General features: G+C 66.3%; 11 protein-coding genes. 5 read left to right on the top strand and 6 right to left on the bottom strand.

Going from position 1 to position 24733, the window contains the following annotated elements; all coding sequences use genetic code 11:
- Window positions 1-119: 119 nt before the first annotated feature.
- Window positions 120-1568 carry a siroheme synthase CysG gene (cysG, locus tag M2650_RS08800; protein WP_249473331.1) on the bottom strand — a complete coding sequence of 483 codons (1449 nt, stop codon included), beginning with the start codon at window positions 1566-1568 and terminating at the stop codon, window positions 120-122.
- 247 nt (window positions 1569-1815) lie between these two features.
- Between cysG and M2650_RS08795 the strand changes: the two genes are divergently transcribed.
- Window positions 1816-2802: a LysR family transcriptional regulator gene (locus M2650_RS08795; RefSeq protein WP_249473329.1), complete on the top strand. Its 987-nt coding sequence runs from the start codon at window positions 1816-1818 to the stop codon at window positions 2800-2802.
- Window positions 2803-3857: 1055 nt separating this feature from the next.
- On the opposite strand, the gene M2650_RS08790 is transcribed toward M2650_RS08795, so the two are convergent.
- From M2650_RS08790 to M2650_RS08775, 4 genes are all read right to left on the bottom strand, one after another.
- Window positions 3858-4592, bottom strand: a complete 735-nt coding sequence (locus tag M2650_RS08790; protein ID WP_249473327.1) for a phosphoadenylyl-sulfate reductase — start codon at window positions 4590-4592, stop codon at window positions 3858-3860.
- A complete protein-coding gene (cysI, locus tag M2650_RS08785; RefSeq protein WP_249473325.1) occupies window positions 4589-6331 on the bottom strand; it encodes an assimilatory sulfite reductase (NADPH) hemoprotein subunit in 1743 nt (580 codons plus the stop codon). The genes M2650_RS08790 and cysI overlap by 4 nt, the downstream gene beginning before the upstream one ends.
- A gap of 121 nt (window positions 6332-6452) precedes the next feature.
- The gene (locus M2650_RS08780; RefSeq protein ID WP_249473323.1) at window positions 6453-8258 is read right to left on the bottom strand and encodes an assimilatory sulfite reductase (NADPH) flavoprotein subunit; all 1806 of its coding nucleotides are present in this window, start codon (window positions 8256-8258) and stop codon (window positions 6453-6455) included.
- Between the two features lie 111 nt (window positions 8259-8369).
- On the bottom strand, window positions 8370-9062 hold the full coding sequence (locus M2650_RS08775) for an SDR family oxidoreductase (RefSeq protein ID WP_249473319.1): 693 nt from the start codon (window positions 9060-9062) through the stop codon (window positions 8370-8372).
- A 238-nt stretch (window positions 9063-9300) separates the two neighbouring features.
- Between M2650_RS08775 and M2650_RS08770 the strand changes: the two genes are divergently transcribed.
- Window positions 9301-11742, top strand: a complete 2442-nt coding sequence (locus tag M2650_RS08770) for a ligand-binding sensor domain-containing protein (RefSeq protein WP_249473317.1) — start codon at window positions 9301-9303, stop codon at window positions 11740-11742.
- On the opposite strand, the gene M2650_RS08765 is transcribed toward M2650_RS08770, so the two are convergent.
- Entirely contained in the window at window positions 11711-12898 is a 1188-nt protein-coding gene (locus tag M2650_RS08765; RefSeq protein WP_249473315.1) for a sensor histidine kinase, read from the bottom strand. The genes M2650_RS08770 and M2650_RS08765 overlap by 32 nt on opposite strands.
- A gap of 140 nt (window positions 12899-13038) precedes the next feature.
- Between M2650_RS08765 and M2650_RS08760 the strand changes: the two genes are divergently transcribed.
- The 3 genes from M2650_RS08760 to M2650_RS08750 all read left to right on the top strand — a co-directional run bounded on the left by M2650_RS08760 (window position 13039) and on the right by M2650_RS08750 (window position 24612).
- On the top strand, window positions 13039-13818 hold the full coding sequence (locus M2650_RS08760) for a response regulator transcription factor (RefSeq protein WP_249473314.1): 780 nt from the start codon (window positions 13039-13041) through the stop codon (window positions 13816-13818).
- Window positions 13819-14494: 676 nt separating this feature from the next.
- Window positions 14495-23731 (top strand): ESPR-type extended signal peptide-containing protein, encoded by a 9237-nt coding sequence (locus tag M2650_RS08755; RefSeq protein WP_249473311.1) that lies wholly within the window; start codon window positions 14495-14497, stop codon window positions 23729-23731.
- Complete coding sequence (locus M2650_RS08750) at window positions 23728-24612, top strand: OmpA family protein (protein ID WP_249473309.1); 885 nt, start codon at window positions 23728-23730, stop codon at window positions 24610-24612. Before M2650_RS08755 ends, M2650_RS08750 begins: the two co-directional genes overlap by 4 nt.
- Window positions 24613-24733: the final 121 nt, after the last annotated feature.

Genomic DNA, 24733 nt, shown 5'->3' with positions numbered 1-24733 from the left:
GTTCGCTCACTTCTGGCAAAGCTCGCGGCTAAAGCCGCTCCTACAAAGAGTCGAGCAAAGTCGATGGATTCCCGCCTTCGCGGGAATGATGTTCGCGGGGACGTGCGGCGATACATGTTTCATGCGGCCTTCTCCATGTGATCCGCAAGGCCCGCTCCGAGCGGCTTCTCGCCAAACCAATGCAGCTCTTCGGCAAACCCAGCGACTTCGCCGACGATCAGCAACGCCGGCGACCGCGCCTCGTGCGCACGGGCGCACTCGACCAGTTCCGACAGTTTCCCGACGACGACGCGCTGCTCCGCACGCGACCCGTTCTCGACCAACGCGAACGGCGTATCCGGCGAACGGCCATGCGCGATCAGCTGCGTTTGCAGCGCATCGAGCATCGCCACGCCCATGTAAACCGCGAGCGTTTGCTTATCCTGCGCCAGCGATCGCCAGTCGACGGCATCCAGCGAATCCTGACGGTGCGCGGTGACCAGGCGCAGCGATTGCGCATGGTCGCGGTGGGTCAGCGGTATGCCCGCGTAGGCGGCGCAGGCCAGCGCTGCGGTGATGCCGGGGACCACCTCATAAGCGATGCCGTGGTCGCGAAGGAATTCCAGCTCCTCGCCGCCGCGGCCGAACACGAACGGATCGCCGCCCTTCAGGCGCACCACGCGCTTGCCGGCGCGGGCATGTTCCAGCATCAACGCGTGGATGCCCTGCTGCGTAACGCCGTGGCCGCCTGCGCGCTTGCCTACTTCGATGCGCTCGGCGTCGCGTCGCGCCAGGCGCAGCACGTCGTCGCTGGCGAGGCGATCGTGCAGGATCACATCGGCCTCGTTGAGCGCGCGCAGGCCGCGCAGCGTCAGTAGGCCCGGGTCGCCGGGGCCTGCGCCGACCAGCACGACCGAGCCGACGCTGCGTGGCGGGCGATCGCCGGACAACAGCGCCTCGAATGCTTGCTGCGCCCGTCGCGTGCGCTGCTGGCGCAGCAGTTGCGGCAACGGTCCGGCCAGCAGGCGGTCGAAAAAGCGCCGTCGCTGTGCGATCTCCGGAAAGGCCTTGCGTATGCGGGCGCGTTCGCGGGTCAACAGTTCGGCCAAGGCGCCCAGTGAACTGTCCAATTGCGCTTCCAAGGTTTCGCGAAGGCGGCGTGCCAGCATCGGCGCGCCGCCGCCGCTGGAGATCGCGATCTGCAGCGGACCGCGTTCGATGCGTGCCGGCACATGGAAAGCAGAAGCGGCCGCGTCGTCGACCACATTGACCCACACCCGACGCGTCTCGCCGGCCGCCGCGACCGCGCGGTTGGCCGCCGCATCGCCTGTGGCGGCGATCGCGAGCCAGACGTCGTCGAGCCAGGCCGGATCGAACGCGCCAGAATAAGTATCGATGCGTCCCTCGGCCGCCCACGCCATCAGCCCAGGATCCAGCTGCGGTGCGCCGACCACGACCCGGGCGCCTGACTCGAGCAGCGCCAGAGCCTTGCGCCTGGCGACCGCGCCGCCGCCGACTACGAGCACGGTACGGCCGCGCAGATCGACGAACAGCGGATAAAGACCGGAAGAGGAGGCGGGTTCAGGCATGGCTACGACGCTAGGGCGGCCGGCCTGTTCGGGGAAATGGCGCCCTCGCCTGTACTCATGCGGTTTCGGCATAAGCCAGCCGGCGCTGGACAAGCGCAAAGGTTCGAGCTATGTTCATCCTTATATCCGGATAAAGAGATATTTGAAATCATGACCGGTTCCCGCCATCCGATGTCGATGTGTTGTCGCGGCGCATGCATCGCCTGCCGCCAGGCATCGCCATCGCCATTGCCAGGAACCCGCCGCCATGACGCTCACGCAACTCCGCTATCTCGTCGCCATCGCTGACTCCGGACTCAACATCACGCTCGCCGCCGAGCGCGTGCACGCCACCCAGCCAGGCCTGTCCAAACAGCTCAAGCAATTGGAAGACGAACTCGGCTTCCATCTGTTCGTGCGCAAAGGGCGCAGCCTGGAAGGCATCGCGCCGGCCGGAGAGCGCGTGCTCGAGCACGCTCGCCGCATCCTGGACGAAGCCGGCAACATCCGTGCCTACGCCGCCAACGAGCGCGGCGAGCACGCCGGCCGGCTGGTGCTGGCGACCACGCACACGCAGGCCCGCTATGTATTGCCGCCGCTGATCGCCGCGGTGAAGCGCGAGTTCCCGCAAGTCAGCGTCGACCTGCAGGCGGCCGCCGACGGCGAAGTGCTGCAGCGTTTGGCGCGCGGCGATGCCGATCTGGCGCTGATCAGCACCGCCGGCGCCGAACCGCCCGGCGGATTGGCCGTGCCGCTGTTCCGGTGGCGGCGTTTGCTGCTGGTGCCGCGCGCGCATCCGCTGGCATCGTTGGGGCGCGCGCCCACGCTGGCCGAATTGGCGGCGCATCCGCTGATCAGCTACGAATCGTCCAATCAGCCCGATTCTTCGCTGCAGCGCACCTTCGCTGCGGAAGGCGTGCAGCCGCAGGTGGCGATGACCGCGCGCGACGCCAATCTGATCAAGACATATGTGCGCGCTGGCCTCGGCGCTGGTCTGCTCGCGGAAATGGCGGTCGGCACGCGCGAGGATGCCGATCTGCAGGTGCTGCCTGCACCGACGGCTTTGCCCGAATGCGTCACTTGGGCCGTGATCCCGCGTGGCCGCGTGCTGCGCGAGTATGCGTTGACGCTGCTGCACGGCCTGGCGCCGCAACTGGATCGCCGCGATCTTCGGCGCGTGCTGGAAGGCAACCAAGAAGCCGATTGGCCCACGCCGCCGTATTGGGTGGAGTTGAGCCAGCCGATCACGGTGTGATGAATCCCTTTGTAGAGCGTGGCTTGCTCCACTGCATGCCCCAAACCCGTCATCCTCCGCGAAGACGGAGCGACTTTTCTCAATCTTTGTAGAGCGGGGCTTGCCCAGCTGCTCTTGTTCCGGCTCTGTAGAGCGGAGCTTGCTTCGCTGCTCTTCGCTCTTAAGCCGTTCGCTCTTAAGCCGTTCGCTCTTAAGCCGTTCGCTCTTAAGCCATTCGCTCTTAAAGCCGTCATCCCAGCGAACGCTGGGACCCATGTTGCCCTTGCTCTTAGCCGTCATCCCGGCGAAGGCCGGGATCCAGGCCCGCGTCCTGGCGGCCTGCGCTGCGACTCGCGCCATGGACAAAAGCTTCCGGGCTGCGCCCGGGTCACTTTCTTTGCTGGCCCAAAGAAAGTAACCCAAGAAAGGGCCTGAACTGCGGTGCGATGCGCCGCGATTAAAAATACGCCAGCGGACCTGGCTTTCGTCGCGACTGACCTTCTTACGCAGGTACTAGATTTTGATTCGTAGCCTATGGGTGACGTGGCTTTTGCGGAGTTCGCTAAGGAGGCGTTCGGGTCGATCGCCTCGAATCTGAATGTCGAAGCGACGGAGGAATCCCGAGGGCTGGCGAGCAGTGGCCAAGAACACGACGGGGTAACCCCATCGCCGGGATCCCTTCCAAAGGCCCTTTTTCTTTGGTTACTGTTCTTTTTGGGCCCACAAAAAGAAAGTAACTCGGCCGCGGTTTTAGCGGACGAAACCCCGGCCGGAACGGCCGGCAGATCGCGACGAACCCGCAAGCGAAGGCAGCGGAGCAAGTTCCGCTCTACAAATGTAGGTGCGAATTCATTCGCACGCTCTTGCTATGCCGAAAAGCGTGCGAATGAATTCGCACCTACGAAAAGCTAGAGCAGCGGGGGGGCAAGGCGCTGGATTACTCGCTTCACTCGCCCTCGGGGCCATCTGCTGACGCAGATGTTCGCTACGGCCTTCGGCCTCCGCAGTCCCGCCTTCGTAGGGGGTGACAGCTTTGAGGCATAAGCAGCGAAGCGGGCTCTACGCATAAAAGCCGGTCAGGCGGCGATGCCGTCGTCGAAATGCAAGCCGCATTCGCGTTTGAGGCCGAAGAAGCGCGTGTCTTCCTCGCTCATGCCCGGTTCGAGCCGGCGCGTGGTGTGCACGTCGCCGATCGAGACGTAACCGTCATGCCACAACGGGTGATAGGGCAGGTCGTGCTTGCGCAGGTAATCCCATACGTCGCGGTCGCTCCAGTCGGCGAGGGGATGCAGTTTCCAGCGACCGTCGCGCAGTTCGATGAAATCGATGCCGGCGCGGGCGCGCGTCTGGCTGCGGCGCAGGCCCGCTATCCAGGTGCGTACGCCAAGCTCCTTCAAGGCGCGTTGCATCGGCTCGACTTTGCGCAGGCGGTTATAGCGGTCGATGCCCTCCACGCCCTGTTCCCAGATCCGCCCCAGCCGCGCTTCCATCCAGGCGATGCCGATCTGCGGACGGTAAACCTTGAGATTGAGTGCCAGCCGTTCGCCGAGCGCGTCGATGAAGCGATAGGTTTCGGGAAACAGATAGCCGGTATCGACCAGGACCACCGGAAGATCGGCCCGCAGTCGTGTCACCAGATGCAGCGACACCGCTGACTGAGCGCCGAAGCTGGACGACAGCGCATGCGCGCCGGCGGTGTTTTCCAACGCCCACGCGACGCGTTCTTCGGCGCTGCGCTGCGAGAGCCAGCGGTTGAGTTCGGCCAGCGCCTGCGCGGATTCGGCGGCGGTGAGCGGATCGGGCGGCGTCATGGACCTGTCTCGGCAACGATGCGTTCGATGGGAATGTTCTTGCGGGCGCTGCGCTCTGGAATTTCGACGATCGCGTTGCGGACCAGGAAGTCGCCGAAACGTTCGTCCGGCCGACGGTCGCCGGCGTAGCGGGCGAACAGCGGATCGAGGGCGGCCAGGATCTGCGCCTCGTCGATGTTTTCGCGATACAGCGCATTGAGCCGCTGCCCGCGGTGATCCGCGCCGAGCATCAGGTTGTAGCGGCCGGGCGCCTTGCCGACCAGGGCGATCTCGCCCAGATACGGCCGCGAGCAACCGTTCGGGCAGCCGCTGATGCGCAGATGGATCGGCGCGTCGGCGATGCCGTGCCGCGCCAGCAAGGCTTCGACTTTGGAGACGAAGTCCGGCAGGTAGCGCTCCGCTTCGGCCATCGCCAGGCCGCAGGTGGGCAACGCCACGCAGGCGAGGGCGTGCCGGCGCAGCGGGCTGGCGCTGCGGTGGCCGTCGAGGCCGTATTGCGCCGCCAGCGCGTCGATCGCATCGCGCGCATCGGCATTCACGCCGGCGATAACCAGGTTTTGGTTCGGCGTCAGGCGGAATTCGGCGGCGCCGCCGTCCGCATCGAGCAGGCGCGCGATTTCCCGCAATCCGCTGAGATGGCGGACGCTTTCGCCGCGGCCGTCGAGCGCGCCGTCGACGATGCGGCCGGCCGGAATCCGCAAGGTCAGGTGCGCAAGCCCGTCCTCGCTCTCTACCCAGCCGAAGCGGTCGCCGTTATGGCGGAAGGCGAACGGACGCGGCGGAGGCAGGGAGAAACCGGCGCGCCGTTCGACTTCCGTTTTGAACCAATCCAAACCGCGGTCGTCGATGGTGTACTTGAGCCGGGCGCGCTTGCGCACGGCGCGGTTGCCGTAATCGCGTTGCGCGGTGACCACCGCCTCGGCGACGGCGATCACCTGTTCGGGCGCCACGAAACCGATCGCATCGCCCAGGCGCGGATAGGTTTCGGGATCGCCGTGCGTCGCGCCCATGCCGCCGCCGATGCTGACGTTGTAGCCGCGCAGTTCGCCGTCTTCGACTATGGCGATGAAACCCAGATCCTGCGCGAACACATCGATGTCGTTGTAGGGCGGTACGGCGAAACCGATCTTGAACTTGCGCGGCAGATAGGCGCTGCCGTAGATCGGCTCGCTTTCCTCGCCGCTGCCGGCCACCCGTTCCTCGTCCAGCCAGATTTCGTAATAGGCGCGGGTATTGGGCAGCAGGTGCGCGGACAGGGCCGCGGCTTGCGCGTACACCGCAGCATGGATCCGCGATTGCCGCGGATTGGCCGCCACCGCCACGTTGCGGTTGACGTCGCCGCAGGCGGCGAGCGTGTCGATCAGGGCGGCGTTGATCGCCTGCATCGTCGCCTTCAGTCCGGTCTTGACCACGCCGTGGAACTGGAAAGCCTGGCGCGTGGTGATGCGCAGGCCGCGTTCGGCGAACGTGGTGGCGATGGCGTCGAGTTTGAGCCACTGCGCCGGCGTCACCACGCCGCCCGGCGTGCGGGTGCGGATCATGAAACTGTAGGCGGGCTCGAGCTTGGCCAGGCGGCGCTGCTCGCGCGCATCGCGGTCGTCTTGCTGGTAGCTGCCGTGGTATTTGATCAGCGTCTGGTCGTCTTCCTGCAGCGCGCCGGTGACCGGATCGGCCAGGCTCTGCAGCAGGGAGCCGCGCAGCCGGCGGCTTGCTTGCTTGATGCTTTCTACCGCGCTCATCGCCACGATTCCCGTAGCCCGGATGGAGGCCGCAGGCCGATACCTGGGGCGCGCGCGCCGCATGAAGGAGGAGCCCCGGGCATCGCCTGCGGCTCCACCCGGGGTACGGATCTTGCGTTCATCAGTACACGTCCCGGGCGTAACGGCCCTGCCGTTGCAAGCCGTCGAGATAATCTTCGGCGTCTTCGTCGCTGCGTCCGCTGTGCGCGGCGACGATATCGCGCAGCGCAGCGTGCACGTCCTTGCCCATCGCGATCGCGCCGCAGACGTAGAGGTGCGCGCCGCCTTCGAGCCAGTCGTACAGCTCGCGGCCGCGTTCGCGCAGGCGATGCTGCACGTAGATCTTCGCGGCAGTGTCGCGGGAAAAAGCCAAGTCAAGGCGCTGCAGCTGTCCGGCCTTGAACGCGCGCTGCCACTCCAGCTGGTAGAGGAAATCGCGGCGGAAATGCGGATTGCCGAAGAAAAGCCAGTGACGGCCGCCGGCGCCGATGGCGGCGCGTTCCTGCACGAAGCCGCGGAACGGCGCGACGCCGGTGCCCGGGCCGATCATGATCGCGTCGCGCGAATCGTCGGCGGGCAGGCGGAAACGCTCGTTGCGCTCGATGTAGACCGGCAGCGAAGCGCCTTCTCCGCTCGTCGCCAGCAGATGGGATGCGACGCCCCAGCGCGGATCGCCATCGCCGCTGGCGTATTCGACATGGGCCACGGTCAGGTGCGCTTCGTCGCCGACGGCTTTCTGGCTGGAGGCGATCGAGTACAGCCGCGGCGTCAGCGGCCGCAGGGCCTCGACCAGCGCATCGCCGGACCAGCCGGCGCGGTATTGCCGCAGCAGATCGATCACCTGCCGCCCCTCTCGCCAACGTCCGAAGGCGGCGGCGTTCTCTGCGGCCAGCAAGGCCTGCAAGTCCGCGTCGCCCGAGCGCTGCGCGTGGGCGGCGACGAAAGGCCGCGCAAGTCTGGTCAGTTCGCGCTTCTCGCCGAGCCAGTCGCGCAAGGGCAGGGATAGTCCGGCATGCGAGATTTCGGCGTCGCCGTCCAGCGCCAGCAGCGCCAGGATCGCATCCACCAGCGTTGCGGAATTGCGCGGCCAGACGCCGAGCGCATCGCCCGGTTCGTAACGCAAGCCGGAATCGCCTAGCGACAGTTCGATGTGGCGGATGTCCTTGTCGCCGAGCGCGATGCGCTGGTTGGCCAGCAACTCGGCGGCGAACGGCCGTTCGCGCGTTGCGGCCGGCTCTGCGCCGGCGACGCGCAATGGCGTGACGGTGGCGAGCGGCGGCGCGGCCTTCCATGCATCGCGGGCGGCATCCAACGCGCGCTGCAGCCACGGCGCGGCCACGGCATCGATGTCCAGATCGGCTTCGCCGCGTTCGAACAGGCGCGTGGCGCCCAGTTCGGCCAGGCGCTGGTCGAGGCGATTGCCGACCGCGCAGAACTGCGGATAGCTGGAATCGCCCAGGCCAAGCACCGCGTACTTGAGTTGCTTGAGCGGCGGCGCGCGCTTGCCGGCGATGAATTCGACCAGGCCGCGCGCATCGTCCGGTGGATCGCCGTCGCCCTGGGTGCTGACGACCAGGTAGAGATAGCGTTCCTGTTTCAGCTCGCGCGTGGCGTAGGCGTCGGCGCGCAACAAGCGCACGGGCACGCCCGCGTCTTGCGCCTGTTGCGCCAGGCCTTCCGCCAAGCGCTTGGCGTTGCCGGTCTGGCTGCCGTAGACGATGGTCAGTTGCGCGGCCGGTGGAGCTTCGGTTTGCGCGGCCAGTTGCAAGGCGCGCGCCGGCGCGCCACCGGCGCGCGCCAGGCCAGCGACGTAGCCCGACAGCCACCACAGCCGTTCGCTATCCAGCCCCTCCGTCAGCCGCACCAGCAATTCCGCCTTGTCATCGGCGAGCGGCGTGGGGAACAGCGGTGCGACGGTGGACGACATCTGCGGACTGCGGCCAGGAGCTTCGGAAAACTACGTTAAGCCCTGGCTGCGGGCGGACGGAAAGCACTATCGGGCATACGCATATGCCCTGCGCGAATGTGGCGGGTGCCGCTAGCTGCCGACGCGCAGGTTGGCGCCGGTCACCGGTTTGGCGTCGCCGGACACCAGATAGAGCAGTACCTTGGCCAGTTCGGCCGGCGGAATCCAGCCGCGGGTATCGGCATCGGGCATGTCGGCGCGATTGCGCGGCGTGTCGATCGTGGTCGGCGATACCGAGTTGACGCGGATGCCGCGCGGTTTGAGTTCTTCGGCCAGGCTCTCGGTGAAACGCAGCACGCCGGACTTGGCGGCGGTGTAGGGCGCCATGCCCTTGGCCGCTCGCGCCGAAGCCGCGGCGGCGGCGATGTTGACGATAGCGCCGCCGGCCGGCATCAGCGGCAGCGCCGCCTTGCTCGCGCCGACCGCGGTCAGCACGTTGGCGCGGAACAGGTTCTCCCACACGTCGCTGCCGGCGTCGGCAACGGTATGCCATTCGAAGGCGCCGGCGATATTGAACAAAGCATCGACGCGGCCGAAGGCCTCGCCGATTTGCGCGAACGCCTTCTCGGCTGCGGCGAAATCGGACAGATCCACATCCGGCAGCGACAGCCCGGCGTCGGGCAGGCCGGGAGGACGCGGACCGCGATCGATCGACGCCACACGCGCGCCGGCCGCTTGCGCCGCCGCGGCGGCCGCCTGGCCCAATACGCCGAATCCGCCGGTGACGACCACCACCTTGCCGGACATCTCGTTGGAACTGGCCATGCGCGTCGCTCCGATCCGCTGTATTGCGGCTATTGTCGCCGATCGGCGCCGGGGCGTCTGCCGTAAGCCGCCGGCGCGATCCGATCGTCGTCAGGACGACGTCCGACAGCCAGCGCGCGATGGCAGACGATGCGGGAAGAAACGCCTGTCACGATGGTAGGGTCAGGCCAGGACAAGCGCGTGCTGATATCTTGCGCAGATATCCTTCGGGCAGAAAGTCGCCTCCGGAAGCGGAATCATGCGCAAACACCGAGTACTCGACCCGCGCATGCGATGTCCGCGCGACAACACGAAGACGGCATGGTTCCGCCTTGCGGTACGGCGTTTGATGGTGTTCGCGTCCGTTCTCGTATGCGCGGGCAGCCCGGCCGCATCCGCTGAAACGGCGCCGCTTTCCGAATACCAGAGCATCGTCCGCAACTACGGGCCCGAGGACGGCTTCTCCCAAAACGACGTCAGCGCGCTTTTGCAGGGTCGCGACGGCTATTTGTGGGTCGGAACTTTCGGCGGATTGGTGCGGTTCGACGGCGACAAGTTCACCACGCTCCGCGCGGTTCGCGGCAATCCTGCCCGGCGCGATCCGACGGACACGGGCGGCCCCGGCAGCAACCGCATCATGGCGCTGCGCGAAGATGCCGACGGCCGTATCTGGATAGGGACCGAAGACGGCGGCCTGAGCCTCTACGATCGCGGACGCTTCAGGCAACTTCCGATCTGCGGCGGAACCTGTGGGGTGCGCGCGCTCTCGCCTCAGGTCGCCGGAACCCTATGGGTGGCCACCGACCGGGGTGTATTCCGCATAGCGACGGACACGCTTCGGGCGATGCCCATCAGGAGCCAAACAACCGGGGTTTATGCCGATATCGCGATCGCGAAGGACGGCCGTGTCTATTTGACCGGGCCGGGAAAACGCATGGGGGTGGTGGCAGGCGAAGACATCGTCCCCGTTCCGCTCCCGCAAGGCGTCACTACGGCGGGGCAGATGGCTGCGGTGGGGGACCATATCTGGATCGAGACCGATGCCGGGTTTTATCGATTCGATCCCGTGCAGGCTTCGTGGACGCTGAAGCCCGTCGAGCCGATCCTGCATTTACTGGAATCCCCGGACGGACTTTGGATATCCACCCAATCGGGGAAGCTGCTGCGTGCCGATCCTTCGGGCGAATTGCGGCCTTTCCCGGGCCTCCCCGCGATGCTGGTCAATGCATTCTGGCGCGATCGCGAGGGCGTCCTCTGGATAGGCAGCGCCGAAAAAGGTTTGTGGAGCGTGCAAGCCAGTAAGGCGATGCTACGGAACAATGTCGACAATCTTTTGCTGTTCGGAGGGTCGGCACGGGCGGTGGCCGGCGACGGCATGGGCGGTACTTGGCTTGGTTTCGCCTGCGGCGGCATTCGTCATCGCCTCGAAGACGGAACCTACGAAACGCCGCGCGCCTCCATCGTAAGCAAAAACGAATGCATCACCAGCTTGCTGCACGACACCGGCGGCAATTTGTGGATAGGCACCGGATACGCGGGATTACTGCGGATCGCCGACGGGGTGAAGGAGGCGGTCCCGCTGAAGCCGGGTGTATTCAATCTGCAGATTTGGCAGTCCGACGACGGCGAATACTGGCTGGCCGCCGATGGGCATACCTTCAAAGTCCGCAAAACGGACGCTGGGACGTTCGTTCTCTCGCAACCTGTTGCGGCATTGGAAGGCCTCACCGTCAGGAAAATGGTCGCCGCCCGCAAGGGAGGCGTGTGGTTCGTGGGAGATCATGGCGCGTCGCGTCTGGATAAGGACCGGATCGTGGAGCGCTGGACGCCCGAGCAGGGCTTGTCGAGCCGTTTTGCCCGCTCCCTATACGAGGACAGCCGCGGTGTCTTGTGGATCGGCACCTATGGCGGCGGCCTGAACCGGATCGAGAACGGCAGGATTACCCACTACGATGAGAGCAACGGTTTGTTCGACGATGCCGTCTCGTGCATCCTCGCCGATCGGTCGGGACACCTGTGGCTGGGCGGGAATCGCGGCATTTCCGTTCTGCCGGAGGCGGCGCAGCGCGGCGGCAAGTTCGAGACCATACCCTTCGCCGTCAGTTCCGGATCGGTGTCGTTCGAACTCAATGGCGGGACGCAGTCCGCCTGCTACCAGGATGCGAAGGGGCATCTTTGGTTCGCATTGGTGAAGGGATTCGCCGAGATAGATCCCGCCAAGCTCGACGAGGTATCGACACTTCGGCCGAAGACGCACATCGAGCGCGTAGCAAGCGCCGGCCTGAAGCACGATCCGCTCAAGACCGTCGTGCTCGACGCTTCGGTACGGCCGCTGGAAATCGAATATACCGCCATCAATCTCACCAGCCCGGATCAGCTGAGTTTCCGCTACCGCATGTCAGGCGTCGGTCCGCAGTGGACCGACGCCGGCGCTACCCGGAGCATCATTTTCCAGAACGTGCCGTGGGGCGACCATGTGTTCGAGGTGCAAGCGCGGAATCGGGGCGGATCCTGGTCGCCGTCGGCGACGCTGAGGATCTCGCGGCCCATTCCCTGGTATCAGCGCCAATGGCTCTGGCCTTTGGTCGCGTTGCTGGCGTTGCTGACATTGATGTGGCGTACCCGCGAACGCAACCCGTCCGGCAGGCACGACGCGCGCTTGAGCCGCATCACCGGGAGAAGCTCGGGCGACCGGAAATAGTCGCCGGCGTCGGATGGGTTTCTTGTCCGGCGTCGGGAAGGTCGATGAGTATGGTGGTGCCATCGGCAGCGCTGCTTTCCACCTTGACGGTGCCTCCCGCTTCGGTGATCGATTGGTAAACCACCGCCATTCCGATCCCGGTACCGATGCCTTCGGGTTTGGTGGTATAGAACGGCTCGAAAATCCGCGCGCTGACTTCCGGCGCCATGCCGTGCCCGGTGTCGGTGAGCCTCACCGTTACGCGCGTTCCCTGCCTGTCGATGGCCAACTTGAACGTGCCGTCCTCGGGCATGGCATCGCGGGCATTGCCCGCGATGTTGAGGATCGCCAGTTCGAACTCGTGCCGGTCCATGCGGACGAGGAAAGGCCTGTCCGGAAGGTCGAGGAGCACACGGGTTCTCTTGTTGAACAACGATCGCACCAGCGGCGCCAGTTCGTTCAGCACCGCGCCCGCTTCGAAGGTGACGGCGAGTCCGGGACTGCGGCTGAGGGAAAGCAGGCGCCGGATGACTTCGCTGCCGCGGCGCGCGGCCTTTTCGATCTTTCCCAGGTTGTCGGCCGCCTGCCGCGGACTGACCACATTCATAGGATCGGTCGAATAGCCGAGGATCACGCTGAGCAGGTTGTTGAAGTCGTGGGCGATGCCGCCCGCCAGTTGTCCTAACGCATCCATTTTTTGGGAATGGATCAGCTGGGCCTGCTTCTGTTCCTTGGCGCGGATCTCCGCTTCCAGTTCGTCGCAGACCAAGTCCAGGTCCAGGCTGCGCTGGCGGCCATGGTCGGATTTGGCGATCAGGCGATCCAGGATCAGCGCAATGAGCAGGCAGGCCAATGCGGGCTGGGTCAGGTTGGTCAGGTTTTCGCTCCAGCCCGCTGCGGCGCTGCGGAAATCGGCCGCCGCGCCGATCAGGATCGCGCCAACGCTCGCCGCCGCCGTCAGCCAGACCGCTGGCCTGCCCAGCATCAGGCCGGCGAAAAGCAGCGGAATCATGTGGCTCAGTTGCAAGAACGCCTGGGCTTTGAGCCCGTACTGCCAATAACTGGCGCCGATGAACAATACGCTCGCCGTGATCAGAAGGATCGCGATCAGGCGTGGATAGCCACGAAGCTCCATAACCCTCGATCCGTCCGAATGGGAAACGTCGTCAGCCAGCATGTGGCCGGACGTTTCAGTATGTTTGTGACGCCGTGCGAAATTCAACACACGCGGATAAGTGAATTTTTCTAAAGAATTTGCAATATTTTGATATCGGACTACTCTGGCCGCTGTAAAGTTTGTGTTAAAGGACGGAGGGGATGTCCGATCGCATCGCAGCCGCGATGCGGTCTTCAATCCAGCGCTGGGAGCTAGTGCGGAAAGTGGAAGGCATTTCTGCGAATAGGCCATCGGAGCTCGAATGCGTTCTCGTCGTCGAAGACGACGCGGAGTTGCGCGACGAAATACTGTTGCCGGGCTTGCGGCGTTTCGGCTTCGAGCCCGTCGGCGTAGGCAGCGCCATCGAGCTCTACAAATGGCTGATGAACAATTCTTGCGCGCTGATCGTGCTGGATGTGGGGCTCCCGGACGACGACGGCTTCGCTGTCGCCAAGCATCTGCGCGAGACTACGAGCGCGGGAATCATCATGCTGACCGGCCGCGATTCCCAATCCGATCACATCCGCGGGTTGACCGAAGGCGCCGACGCCTACTTCACCAAGCCCCTGGATGTCGAGTTGCTGGCTAGCGCCTTGCACAGCCTGTCGCGCAGGATGTCGACCAAGTCCCAGCTTCCCGCGGCATCGGCCCCGGCCGAACGATGGCGGATCGAAGCCGACGGCTGGCGGTTGGTCGCGCCCAATGGCAACGTGATCGCGCTGTCGCAGGCCGAGCGGGCGGTCATGCGGAAACTCGAAGCCGCCGACAAACCCGTTTCGAGAGAAGAGCTCGTTACCGAGTTGGACAAGCTCATCGAAGATTTCGACCCTGGCCGCCTGGACATGCTGATCCACCGACTCAGGCGAAAGGCGGAAACCAAGGCGGGCCGCGAATTGCCGCTTTCGGCCGTGCGCAAGACGGGCTATATGCTCTCGTTCTGAGCAACGCCGCGCCGCATCCCGCGGGAGATCCGCCCCGTCGCGAGCCTCTGTCCATTCAAGATGAGACGAGCGTCACGATCCGCATCCGCGCGAAAAAACGCAGCACCGAACAGAACGAAAACAACGGTTAGTTTCGGCAATCTTGCGTACGTGACGCATCCATGCCTCGCGATTAGAGTTCGCGCATAGGGAAGGCCGGTGCGATCGCAAGATCGCAGCTATATGAGCAGCGGATTCCGTTTCGCTTTCCCTTAAGGGGCGCGGCATGCGCGCCGGCGACAGGCCGGTCGTGCGTGCGCGTTGGCGAAGAGCCAGGGAAGCGGTGATGAAGCAATCAAGTTACAGGACCTCGATGTCCTGCGCGCAACGGACATGCGCGCGGCTGGACAAGCCTTTCGGCCGCTTCGCTGTCCCCCGCCTTTTCCTATCGCCCGCAGGCCGGTCGGTTTTCGCGCAGACGACTACCAATAAAAAATCGGCACGCGGCGCAAACCGAGCGGGATCCTTAGGCGCGACAACGATCGCGCAGCGCGCGCAATCGGGACTTGATGCCGGTTGGTGCACGCACCGCTTCGGCTACGGCAGGTGGCGCGACCCTTATCGAGAGGGTTCATAGCGCGTTGCCGTTTTTTCTTCGCGCAAAACATCGTATTTCGCTTGTAACGGGGGGCAGTCAATGAACAAGATCTATTGCGTGGTATGGAACCGCTCGCTGAACCAGCTGGTGGTCGCTTCGGAGCTGGCCACGCTGGACGGCAAGGCAGCCGGAGGCGGAAAGAAAGCTTCGCGCCCGGCGACAACACCGAAGGTGCATGGCCTCGCGGGGGTCATGATCGCGCTGCTGGCGATGGGCGGGATGGGATGGGCATCGAACGCACAAGCGCAGGCGAACTGCACTGCGGCGCCGTACAACCAATACAACGGCAGCGCGACGTGCGCGGGTTTGCTGTCCCAAGCAACTGCAGGCGGAGCCACTGCTCTAGGCTATAACGCCCAAAGCACGGGGCTGAATGCCACGGCTGTCGGCTACCAAGCCATTGCCTCTGGAGTTAATTCCATTTATATGGGCGCGCGCACCGCCGGAGGGACCGGTGCGCTGGGCGAAGGCGCCATCGGCATCGGCACCGACGTGGCCGCTACCGTCGACGGCACCGTCGCCATAGGCATCCAAGCCAGATCGACAGGCACGAGCGCCGTGGCCATGGGCACCTCATCCAGGGCCTGGGGTAACCAGTCCATCGCGCTCGGCCTGGGCGCGAACGCGGGCGTCGAAACCAACACGGCCTTGCCCAACGACATCGCGATCGGCGTCAATACGCGCGCGACGGGTGGTTTCAGCGTCGCGCTCGGCACTGCCGCCACTGCGACCGCCCAAGGCGGCGTTTCAATGGGTAACTCAGCCGATGCCACGGGGATCAACGGCACCGCATTGGGGTCCGGAACGAACGCGAGCGCCACCAATGCGACCGCAGTCGGCGCGTCCGCTGAGGTCACCGGCGTCGGCGCCAGCGCCGTGGGTTCTTTCGCCAACGCCAGTGGCGGGAATTCCGCTGCGATAGGTTCTGGTGCCAACGCCAGCGGTGCCGATGCGTTCGCCGGCGGCCGTTCGGCAACGGCAAGCAACGCCGCAGCCACCGCCGTCGGAAACAGCGCTCGGGCGCTAGGGAATAGTTCGCTTGCGCTCGGAGCGGAAGCGGCCGCTTTCGGGGCCAGCACCGTTGCGGTCGGTCAGGGCGCAGGTGCGGGCTCGACGATCGCCAATACCGGTTCGGTCGCAGTGGGTGTCGCCGCCGGAACGCTGGTCAGCGGTGCGCAGAACACGGCCATGGGCGGAGGCGTTGCGAGCGCGATGCGGGGCGCGGGTTCGGGCGTCACCGGAACGCGCAACGTCGCCTTCGGCACCGGCGACGGCACGGTCGCCTACGATGCTAGCTTGGACGCTGCGGCAGGCAGCCTGGTAAGCGGCGACGACAATATCGCCATCGGCACCAACGCGGGCATTGGCGTCGCGGCAGACGCAACGACGTCGATCGGCGTGAACGCGAATGCGAGCGTGGGCAATGCGATCGCCATCGGTACCCTGGCAAGCGCTTCGGCACTGGATGCCGTCGCGCAAGGCAGCAGCGCCAACGCAGCCGGCCGGAACGCTGTCGCCATAGGCTTCCAGGCGGTCGCGACCCAACTGAATTCGATCAATATCGGCGGCCGCACGGCTCCAGGAGCGGGCGCCACTGGGGTGGGCTCTATCGCCATCGGCACGGATGTGACGGCATCGGAGGAACACGCCGTTGCGGTGGGGCTCGCGAGCCGGGCGACCGGTACGGACGCCATCGCCGTGGGCCAAAGCGCCGCAGCGATCGACCAGAGCGCCATCGCTATCGGTCGCAACAGCACTTCGGACGCGGTCAACGCGATAACGCTGGGCGTCGATACCGATGCGACCGCTACCAATGCCGTAGCGATCTCGGCCTTGGCTCAAGCGACCGGCATCAATGCGCTCGCGATCGGAACCGAAGCCAACGCGGCCGCCGACAACGCGATCGCGATGGGCCGTTCAGCGCTCGCGGACGCGGCCGGCGCCGTGGCGATCGGCAACGATTCGACCGCCACCGGCGGCAGAGCGGTGGCTATTGGCGAAGGCAACTTCGCCAGCGGCAACGGCGCGGTGGCCATCGGCGATCCCAACACCGCCAGCGGCAACGGCGCAATCGCGAGCGGCCTGGACAATACCGCTACCGGCAATGGTTCGGTGGCGATGGGCAACACCAATATGGTCGGCGGCGGTGGCCAGGCGGTCAGCACGCCCGGCATCGCCGCGCAGGGCGCGGTCGGCATCGGTTACCAGAACACAGTCGTCGGCCAGGGCGCCGTCGCGATCGGCAGCACCAACAGCGCGTTGGCGGCCGGCGCCGTTGCTTTGGGCGACACGGCGATCGCCAATAATATCGGCGACGTGGCGCTGGGTTCTGGTTCCGTCACATCAACGGCAGTGGGGACGCCGAGCGTCGTGATCGGTGGTACGACATACAACTTCGCCGGTACTACGCCGACGTCGACGGTTAGCGTAGGCGTGCTGGGTGCGGAGCGCACCATCACCAACGTCGCGGCCGGCCGCATCGACGGGAACTCGACCGATGCGATCAACGGTTCGCAGCTGTTCGCCACCAACCAGGCGCTGCAGTCGGCCATCGCGGCCGGCGAGATCCACTACTACAGCATCAACGACGGCGGCGCTCCTGCGGGCAACTACAACAATGACGGCGCCACCGGCGCCCTAGCGCTGGCAGCCGGCGTAGAGACCGTGGCCACCGGCAACAATTCGGCCGCGGTCGGCGTGACTTCGACAGCCTCGGCCGATGGCGCGTTCGTTTTCGGCAACGGATCCACCGCCTCCGGCGTCAATTCCCTCGCGCTGGGCACCAGCACCGTCGCGGGCGATATCAACGCGATCGCGATCGGCACAGTCGCACAAGCGTCGGGATCGGAATCGATGGCGATCGGCGGGTTCGCGCAGTCGGACGGCGATCTGTCCATCGCGATCGGCCGGATCGCCAGCGCGGCCGCCGAAAGGTCCACGGCCCTCGGCACGCTCGCCCAGGCAAGCGGCGCCTACGCGACGGCACTCGGAAGCGGCGGCATCGACGCGGCGACCGCCGTGCACGCTTCCGGCGCCGGTGCGCTTGCGCTCGGCGGCAATGCGACCGCAGGCGCGAACGCATCGGGCGCCAATGCTATCGCCATCGGTGGCGAAGCCGTCGCCGACGCCGATGAGGCGGTCGCCATCGGCCGGGGTTCCACGGCTACCGGGGGCAGGGCAGTCGCGATCGGTTCGGGCAACGTCGCCAACGGCGACGGCGCAGTGGCCATCGGCGATCCCAACACCGCCACCGGCAATGGCGCGATCGCTTCGGGCCTGGACAACACCGCGACCGGCAACGGTTCGGTGGCGATGGGCAACACCAATATGGTCGGCGGCGGCGGCCAGGCCGTGAGCACGCCCGGTATCGCGGCTCAGGGCGCGGTCGGCATCGGTTACCAGAACACGGTGGTCGGCCAAGGCAGCGTTGCGATCGGCAGCACCAGCAGCGCGCTGGCTGCGGGCGCAGTCGCATTCGGCGACACGGCAATCGCCAACAACGCAGACGATGTAGCGTTGGGTTCGGGTTCGGTAACGGATGTGGCGGTAGCGACCACCAGCACGACGATCGACGGCGTCACCTACAACTTCGCCGGCATCGCGCCGACCTCGACGGTCAGCGTTGGCGCTGTCGGTACCGAACGCACGATCACCAATGTCGCGGCCGGCCGGATCAGCGGCTCTTCGACTGATGCCATCAACGGCTCGCAGTTGTTCGCGACCAACCAGTCGATCGAGAATCTCAGCAATACGGTGGACGCGAACGCGATCCATTATTTCAGCGTCGACGACGGCGGCGTGCAGACGGGCAACTACGCCAATGACGGCGCCAGCGGCACCAACTCGGTCGCCGTCGGTCCCAACGCCGCCGCTTCGGGCGTCGGCGCCATCGCCATGGGCGCCAATGCCGCCGCGTCGGGCCCCAATGCCATCGGCATAGGCTTGAGCACTGTTGCGAGCGGGGGGCAGAGCGTCGCCCTTGGCGACGAGACACGGGCTACGGGTCTCGAAAGCACCGCCGTCGGTTACCTGAGCGCGGCGAGCGGCGTCAATGCGACGGCACTCGGCAACCAGGTCACCGCTGCCGGCGACGGCAGCATCGCCATCGGCGCCAACACCGGCCTCGCGGTCGATGCGGCATCCACCAACGGCATCGCGATCGGCTGGGCGGCGACGACGATCGGCGCGCCCTCGGGCATCGCCATGGGCGATGGCGCGGCTTCGCGCGCGCAGGATGCGATCGCGTTCGGCACCGGTGCGCTGGCGAACCATGCGGACGCTGTGGCGCTCGGTTCCGGCTCGGTCACAGGGGCGGCGGTGGGCACGGCCAGCACGACGATCGACGGCACGGTCTACAACTTCGCCGGCACCACGCCGGGCTCGACGGTCAGCGTTGGCAACGCTGGCGCCGAGCGCACCGTCACCCATGTGGCGGCCGGCCGGATCAGCGATTCGTCGACCGATGCGATCAATGGATCGCAATTGTTCGCGACCCATCAGTCAATCGAGAACCTCAGCAACGAAGTCGATGCAGGCGCCATCCATTACTACAGCGTCAACGACAACGGCGTGGTCGGCGGCAACTACGACAACGACGGCGCCACCGGGGTCAACGCTGTCGCCGCAGGCGTAGGCGCATCCGCCTACGGCAACGGCTCGCTCGCGCAGGGCTTCACTGCGGTGGCCGGTGCGAGCGGCAGCGCTGTCCAAACCGCGAACGCCATCGCCATCGGCACCGGCGCGCAGGCGCTGGCGCTCAACAGCATTGCGCAGGGTACGAATGCCAGAGCGTTGGTCTCCGACTCGATCGCGCTGGGCTCGGACACGGTAGCGAACGGGTCGAGCAACGTCGCGATCGGCCGCGCCGCGAGTACGGTGGGCGGCGGCAGCGTCGCGGTGGGCAACGAATCCCGTGCCGTGGACTTCAGCGCGGCGCTGGGCAGCCGCGCCCGGGCGCTCGGTCCCTCCAGCCTCGCGGCGGGCGATCAGGCGACCGCCTCCGGCCTCCTCTCGACGGCGCTCGGCACGAGCGCGCAGGCGGGGGCGACGGACGGCTCCACCTCGCGCGATCTGGCGCTCGGCTTCAATGCGGAGGCGACCGGCGGCGACAGCATCGCGCAGGGCTCCAATGCCGTAGCCAGCGGCGCCAATGCGATCGCCATCGGCAACGGCGCGCAGGCGAACGCCATGGACGCGATCAGCATCGGCAACGGCAACATCGTGAACGGCGCAGGTTCCGCAGCGATCGGCGATCCCAACCTCGTCAACGGCAACGGTTCCTACGTTCTCGGCAACAACAACACGGTCAACGCGAACAACGCCTTCGTGCTCGGCAGCAATGTGACCGTGGCCGCCGGCCTCGACGGCGCGGTCGCGCTGGGCGCGGGAAGCGCCGTGACGGCAGCGAGCCCGACCCCGAGCGCAACGATCAACGGAACAGCCTACGCCTTCGCCGGCGGCAGCCCGGCGGCGGGTGCGGTGGTGAGCGTCGGCGACGTGGGCGCCGAACGGCAGATCCAGAATGTCGCGGCGGGCCGGATCAGCGATACCTCGACCGACGCGATCAACGGCTCGCAGCTGTTCGCCACCAACCAGGCGGTGGAAGCCCTGGGCGACGGCTGGACGGTCAGCGCCGAGGGCGCCAACGCCACCGATGTCGGCCCGAACAGCGCCACGGGCAACAGCATCGACCTGAATAACGCCGACGGCAACATCGTGGTGTCCAAAGATGCGGGCAGCAACGACGTGACCTTCGACTTGGCCGACGACATCGCGGTGAACAGCGTGACTGCGGGCGGCACGGTGCTGAACAACAATGGATTGACCATCGCCGGCGGGCCGAGCGTGACCACCACGGGTATCGATGCCGGCGGCCTGACGATCACCAACGTCGCGCCCGGCGTGAATCCTACCGATGCGGTCAACGTCAGCCAGCTCGACGATGCGACCTCGGCCGTGCAGACGCACTATTACAGCGTCAACGACAACGGCGTGCAGGGCGGCAACTACGACAACGATGGCGCGACCGGCCTCAACGCGATCGCCGCGGGCGTCGGCGCTTCCGCGGCCGGCGCAAGCTCGCTCGCGATGGGCAATGCCGCGAACGCGAGCACGCAGAATGCGATCGCACTGGGGTCGGGCGCCGCCAGTTCCAATCTGGACACGGTGGCGATCGGCACCGGCACGGTGGCGTCGGGCCAATGGTCCATCGCCATGGGCGTCGGCGCGGATTCGCTCGGCACGGGCTCCATCGCCATCGGCAGGAACGCGAATGCGCCCGGCACCGGCGCGCTGGCGATCGGCTTGAACTCAAGCGCCAACAACGCCAACGACGTGGCGCTCGGCGGCAGCAGCGTGACGCAGGCGGCGGTCGCGACGAGCGGAATGACGATCGACGGCACGAACTATGCCTTCGCCGGAACCAATCCGAACGCCACGGTCGGCATCTCCGGCGGATTCGTCTCCCGCACGCTGACCGGCGTGGCCGCGGGCCGGATCAGCGGCACTTCGACCGACGCCATCAACGGCTCGCAGCTGTTCGCCGCGACCCAGGCCATCGAGAATCTCAGCAACGAAGTCGACGCGGGCGCCGTCCATTACTACAGCGTCAACGATGGCGGCATCGCCGGCGGCAACTACAACAACGATGGGGCGACCGGCGGCAATGCGTTGGCGGCCGGCGTGAACGCGACGGCCGCGGGCAGCAGCGCGGTGGCCATGGGTTACGGCGCATCGGCGGATGGCCAGCAGTCGATCGCCATCGGCGAAGGCGCGACGGCCGGGACGCTGCAAAGCATCGCCATCGGCTACAACGCGCGAGTAGTGGGCGGCGCGTTCCCCGGAAGCGACCACTCGATCGTGGTCGGCGATTCGAGCACGATCGACAACAGCACAAATTCCTGGATCTTCGGCCAAAGCAACACCATCACCAACGCGTTCCAAGTGGGCGTCCTGGGCGGCGACAACACCGTCATCGGCGGCGCGGGTTCGATGGTCCAGGGCTCCAACAACCGGCTGACCAACGGCATCGGCGCGCTCGTCACCGGCGCTTCGAATACGGTGGAGGATTCGAGCCTCGCGGTGGTGCTCGGCCTGGGCAACAACGTGGCCGATTCCGACACGAACGTGGTGATCGGCAGCAACAACACGCTCGATACCGCTACCGAAAACCTGGTGATCGGCCATCGCAACACGCTCGGCGCCGGCATCGCCGGCAACCAAGTTTTGGCGCGCGACGGCACGCTGGCCGCGGGCGTCCAGAACGGCGTGCTGATCGGCACCGATGGCACGGTGAGCGCCAACGACGGCATCGCCGTCGGCACGGGCGCCGTGGCCACTAACGTCGGCGACGTGGCCTTGGGCGCGGGCAGCGTGACCGCGGCTGCGGTGCCCACCAGCAGCGCGACGATCAACGGCATCACTTACGCCGGATTCGCGGGCACAGCGCCGACCAGCGTGGTGAGCGTCGGCGCTGTCGGCGCCGAACGTCAGATCACCAACGTGGCAGCGGGCCAGATTTCCGATACGTCCACCGATGCGATCAACGGCTCGCAGCTGTATGCCGTGGCCGACACCTTGACCGGCCAGATCGCAGCGGCCGAAACCCACTACTACAGCGTCAACGATGGCGGCATCGCCGGCGGCAACTACGCGAACGACGGCGCCACCGGTCTCAACGCGATGGCGGCGGGCGTGGATGCCACTGCCGCGGGCGACTCCTCGGTCGCCATCGGCTTCGGCGCCACCGCTTCCGACCTCAACAGCGTGGCGCTGGGCGCGAATGCGGTGACGGCGGCGGCAGTCGGAACGTCGAGCATCGTGCTCGACGGCGCGACCTACAACTTCGCCGGCGTCGCGCCGATCGGCACCGTAAGCGTGGGCAGCTCGGGCGCGGAGCGCACGATCACCAACGTCGCGGCCGGACGGATCGCCGGCGACAGCACGGATGCGATCAACGGCTCCCAGCTGCATGCGACCAACCAGGCATTGGAAAACCTCAGCACCACCGTCAACCAGGGTTCATCGCACTACTACAGCGTGAACGACGGCGGCGCCGCGGCGGGCAACTACAGCAACAACGGCGCGACGGCCGCAGGCGCGATCGCCGCGGGCATGAATGCCGGCGCCAGCGCGACCGATGCGGTGGCGATCGGTGCGGGCGCAACGGCGGGCAACGCCAACAGCGTGGCGTTGGGCGCGGGATCGACCACCGCAGCCGCCGTCGGCACCGCCGGCGCAACCATCGCCGGCACCACCTACAACTTCGCCGGCGCGACACCGACCGGCACGGTCAGCGTGGGCGCCGTGGGCGACGAACGCACGGTCACCAACGTAGCGGCCGGGCGGATCTCGGAGGACAGCACCGATGCGGTGAACGGCAGCCAGCTGCACGCGACCAATCAGGCGGTGAACCAGATCGATGCGCGCGTCACCAACATCGAGGACTCGATCACCAACATCGGCAACGGTTCCGGCGGCATGTTCCAGGTCAGCCAGGACAATACCGTGGCGCCGTCGCCCACCGGCACCAACTCGGCAGCCGGCGGCGCGAACGCGATCGCTTCGGGCGACAACAGCACATCGGTCGGCAACGGCAGCACGGCGTCTGGCGACAACAGTTCGGCCTTCGGCAACGGTTCGGTGGCCTCCGGCAACAACAGCGTGGCGATCGGCGCCGGTTCGGTCGCTTCGGCCGACAACACCGTGTCGGTGGGCACGGTCGGCGGCGAGCGCACGATCACCAACGTCGCGGCCGGCGTCAACGACACCGATGCGGTCAACGTCTCGCAGCTGAAGGGCTTCACGGCCGGCGGCGTGCAATACGACAAGAACGTCGACGGCACGGTCAACAACAACAGCATCACGCTGAATCCCGGCGGCACGGGACCGACGACGATCCACAACGTCGCCGCCGGCGTCGCGGGCACGGACGCGGTCAATGTCACCCAGCTGCAGACCGGCTTGACGAACACGCTCAATCAGGCCAACAGCTACACCGACGCGCGCATCGACGAGCTGCGGGACGACATCTGGAGCGCGAACCGCGGCTATCGCGGCGGCACCGCCTCGGCCATGGCGATGGCGGGCATGCCGCAAGCCTACCTCCCGGGCAAGAGCATGCTGGCGGTCGGCGTGGGCGGGTACCAAAGCGAATACGGCATGGCCGTCGGCCTGTCCGGCATCACCGACAACGGCCGCTATGTCTACAAGGCGCAGATCAGCGGCAATACCACGCGCGAAGTCGGCTTCTCGGCCGGCGCCGGTATCCAGTGGTGAACAAGGACGGCAGGCTGCGCGATCGCCGCGCAGCCTGCCGCCGCCAGAATCCAACAGGGGCAGCCGAAATGAAAGAATCGAACAACGTCATGCGCGGCATTCCGCTCGCGCTCTGCGCCGTCGCGATGGCCGCGGCCTTCGCCGGATGCACGCGGCATGTGAGCCGCGACATCACGCCTCAGGGCCAGGCGGAAGAAGTCGTCTTCCCGGCCCTGGATCGGATCGTGCTGAAAGAGGGCACGTTTCCCACCAAGGAAGCGCTGCGGCAGATCGGTCCGGCCGTCACCAAGGATCAGCTGTACGATCTCGTCGGCCGACCGCACTTCCGGGAAGGCTTCAGCGCGCGGGAATGGGACTACCTGTTTCATTTCCGCAATGGGGATCAGGTCGTCACCTGCCAGTACAAGGTGATTTTCGACAACGGGTATCGCGGGCAAAGCTTCCACTGGTCGCCTGCGTCCTGTGCGGATCAGTTGAAGGATGGGCCGAATACCGCCGATCCGAAGCGTTTCCGGATTTCGACGGACGCGCTCTTCGCATTCGGCCGGTCCGGCCTGGACGATATGCTGCCCGGCGGCCGCGATGAGCTGCTCAAGATGGCCGAGGAGTTGAAGTCGTCGGACGCGAGCATCGTCCAGGTCGTCGGCCATACCGACTTCATCGGGAGCGACGCCGACAATCTCCGGCTTTCGCGGCAGCGGGCGGAAACCGTTCGCGACGTGCTGGTCCGGAACGGCGTGTCGACCGACGGCTTGTCCGCACACGGGGTCGGGGAGGCCGAGCCGGTCAAGCAATGCGACGGCAAGCTTCAGCACGATGCGCTGGTGGCCTGCCTTCAGCCCAACCGCCGCGTGGAAGTGATCGTGAAAGGCTTCAAATGAGGTAGCTGGCCACTACGGCGGCAATGCTTACCAGGCTGGCGACGTCGATGTCGCCCGCCCTATCCCTGCGTAAAGCATCTTGGAGAGCGATGCTCGAACGTCGTGCAGCCCGTCTTGGGAT

It is taken from the genome of Luteimonas galliterrae (assembly GCF_023374055.1).
Taxonomy (GTDB): Bacteria; Pseudomonadota; Gammaproteobacteria; order Xanthomonadales; family Xanthomonadaceae; genus Luteimonas_C; species Luteimonas_C galliterrae.
Note: the sequence above shows the minus strand (reverse complement) of the source record. Positions and strands in the feature narration are given on the sequence as shown.

Bases quoted from the DNA above. Each gene is read 5' to 3' on its own strand.
- M2650_RS08770 (WP_249473317.1), top strand. From the start codon at position 9,301: ATGCGCAAACACCGAGTACTCGACCCGCGCATGCGATGTCCGCGCGAC.
- M2650_RS08765 (WP_249473315.1), bottom strand. From the start codon at position 12,898: ATGCTGGCTGACGACGTTTCCCATTCGGACGGATCGAGGGTTATGGAG.
- M2650_RS08790 (WP_249473327.1), bottom strand. From the start codon at position 4,592: ATGACGCCGCCCGATCCGCTCACCGCCGCCGAATCCGCGCAGGCGCTG.
- cysG (WP_249473331.1), bottom strand. From the start codon at position 1,568: ATGCCTGAACCCGCCTCCTCTTCCGGTCTTTATCCGCTGTTCGTCGAT.
- M2650_RS08755 (WP_249473311.1), top strand. From the start codon at position 14,495: ATGAACAAGATCTATTGCGTGGTATGGAACCGCTCGCTGAACCAGCTG.
- cysI (WP_249473325.1), bottom strand. From the start codon at position 6,331: ATGAGCGCGGTAGAAAGCATCAAGCAAGCAAGCCGCCGGCTGCGCGGC.
- M2650_RS08760 (WP_249473314.1), top strand. From the start codon at position 13,039: ATGTCCGATCGCATCGCAGCCGCGATGCGGTCTTCAATCCAGCGCTGG.
- M2650_RS08775 (WP_249473319.1), bottom strand. From the start codon at position 9,062: ATGGCCAGTTCCAACGAGATGTCCGGCAAGGTGGTGGTCGTCACCGGC.
- M2650_RS08795 (WP_249473329.1), top strand. From the start codon at position 1,816: ATGACGCTCACGCAACTCCGCTATCTCGTCGCCATCGCTGACTCCGGA.
- M2650_RS08780 (WP_249473323.1), bottom strand. From the start codon at position 8,258: ATGTCGTCCACCGTCGCACCGCTGTTCCCCACGCCGCTCGCCGATGAC.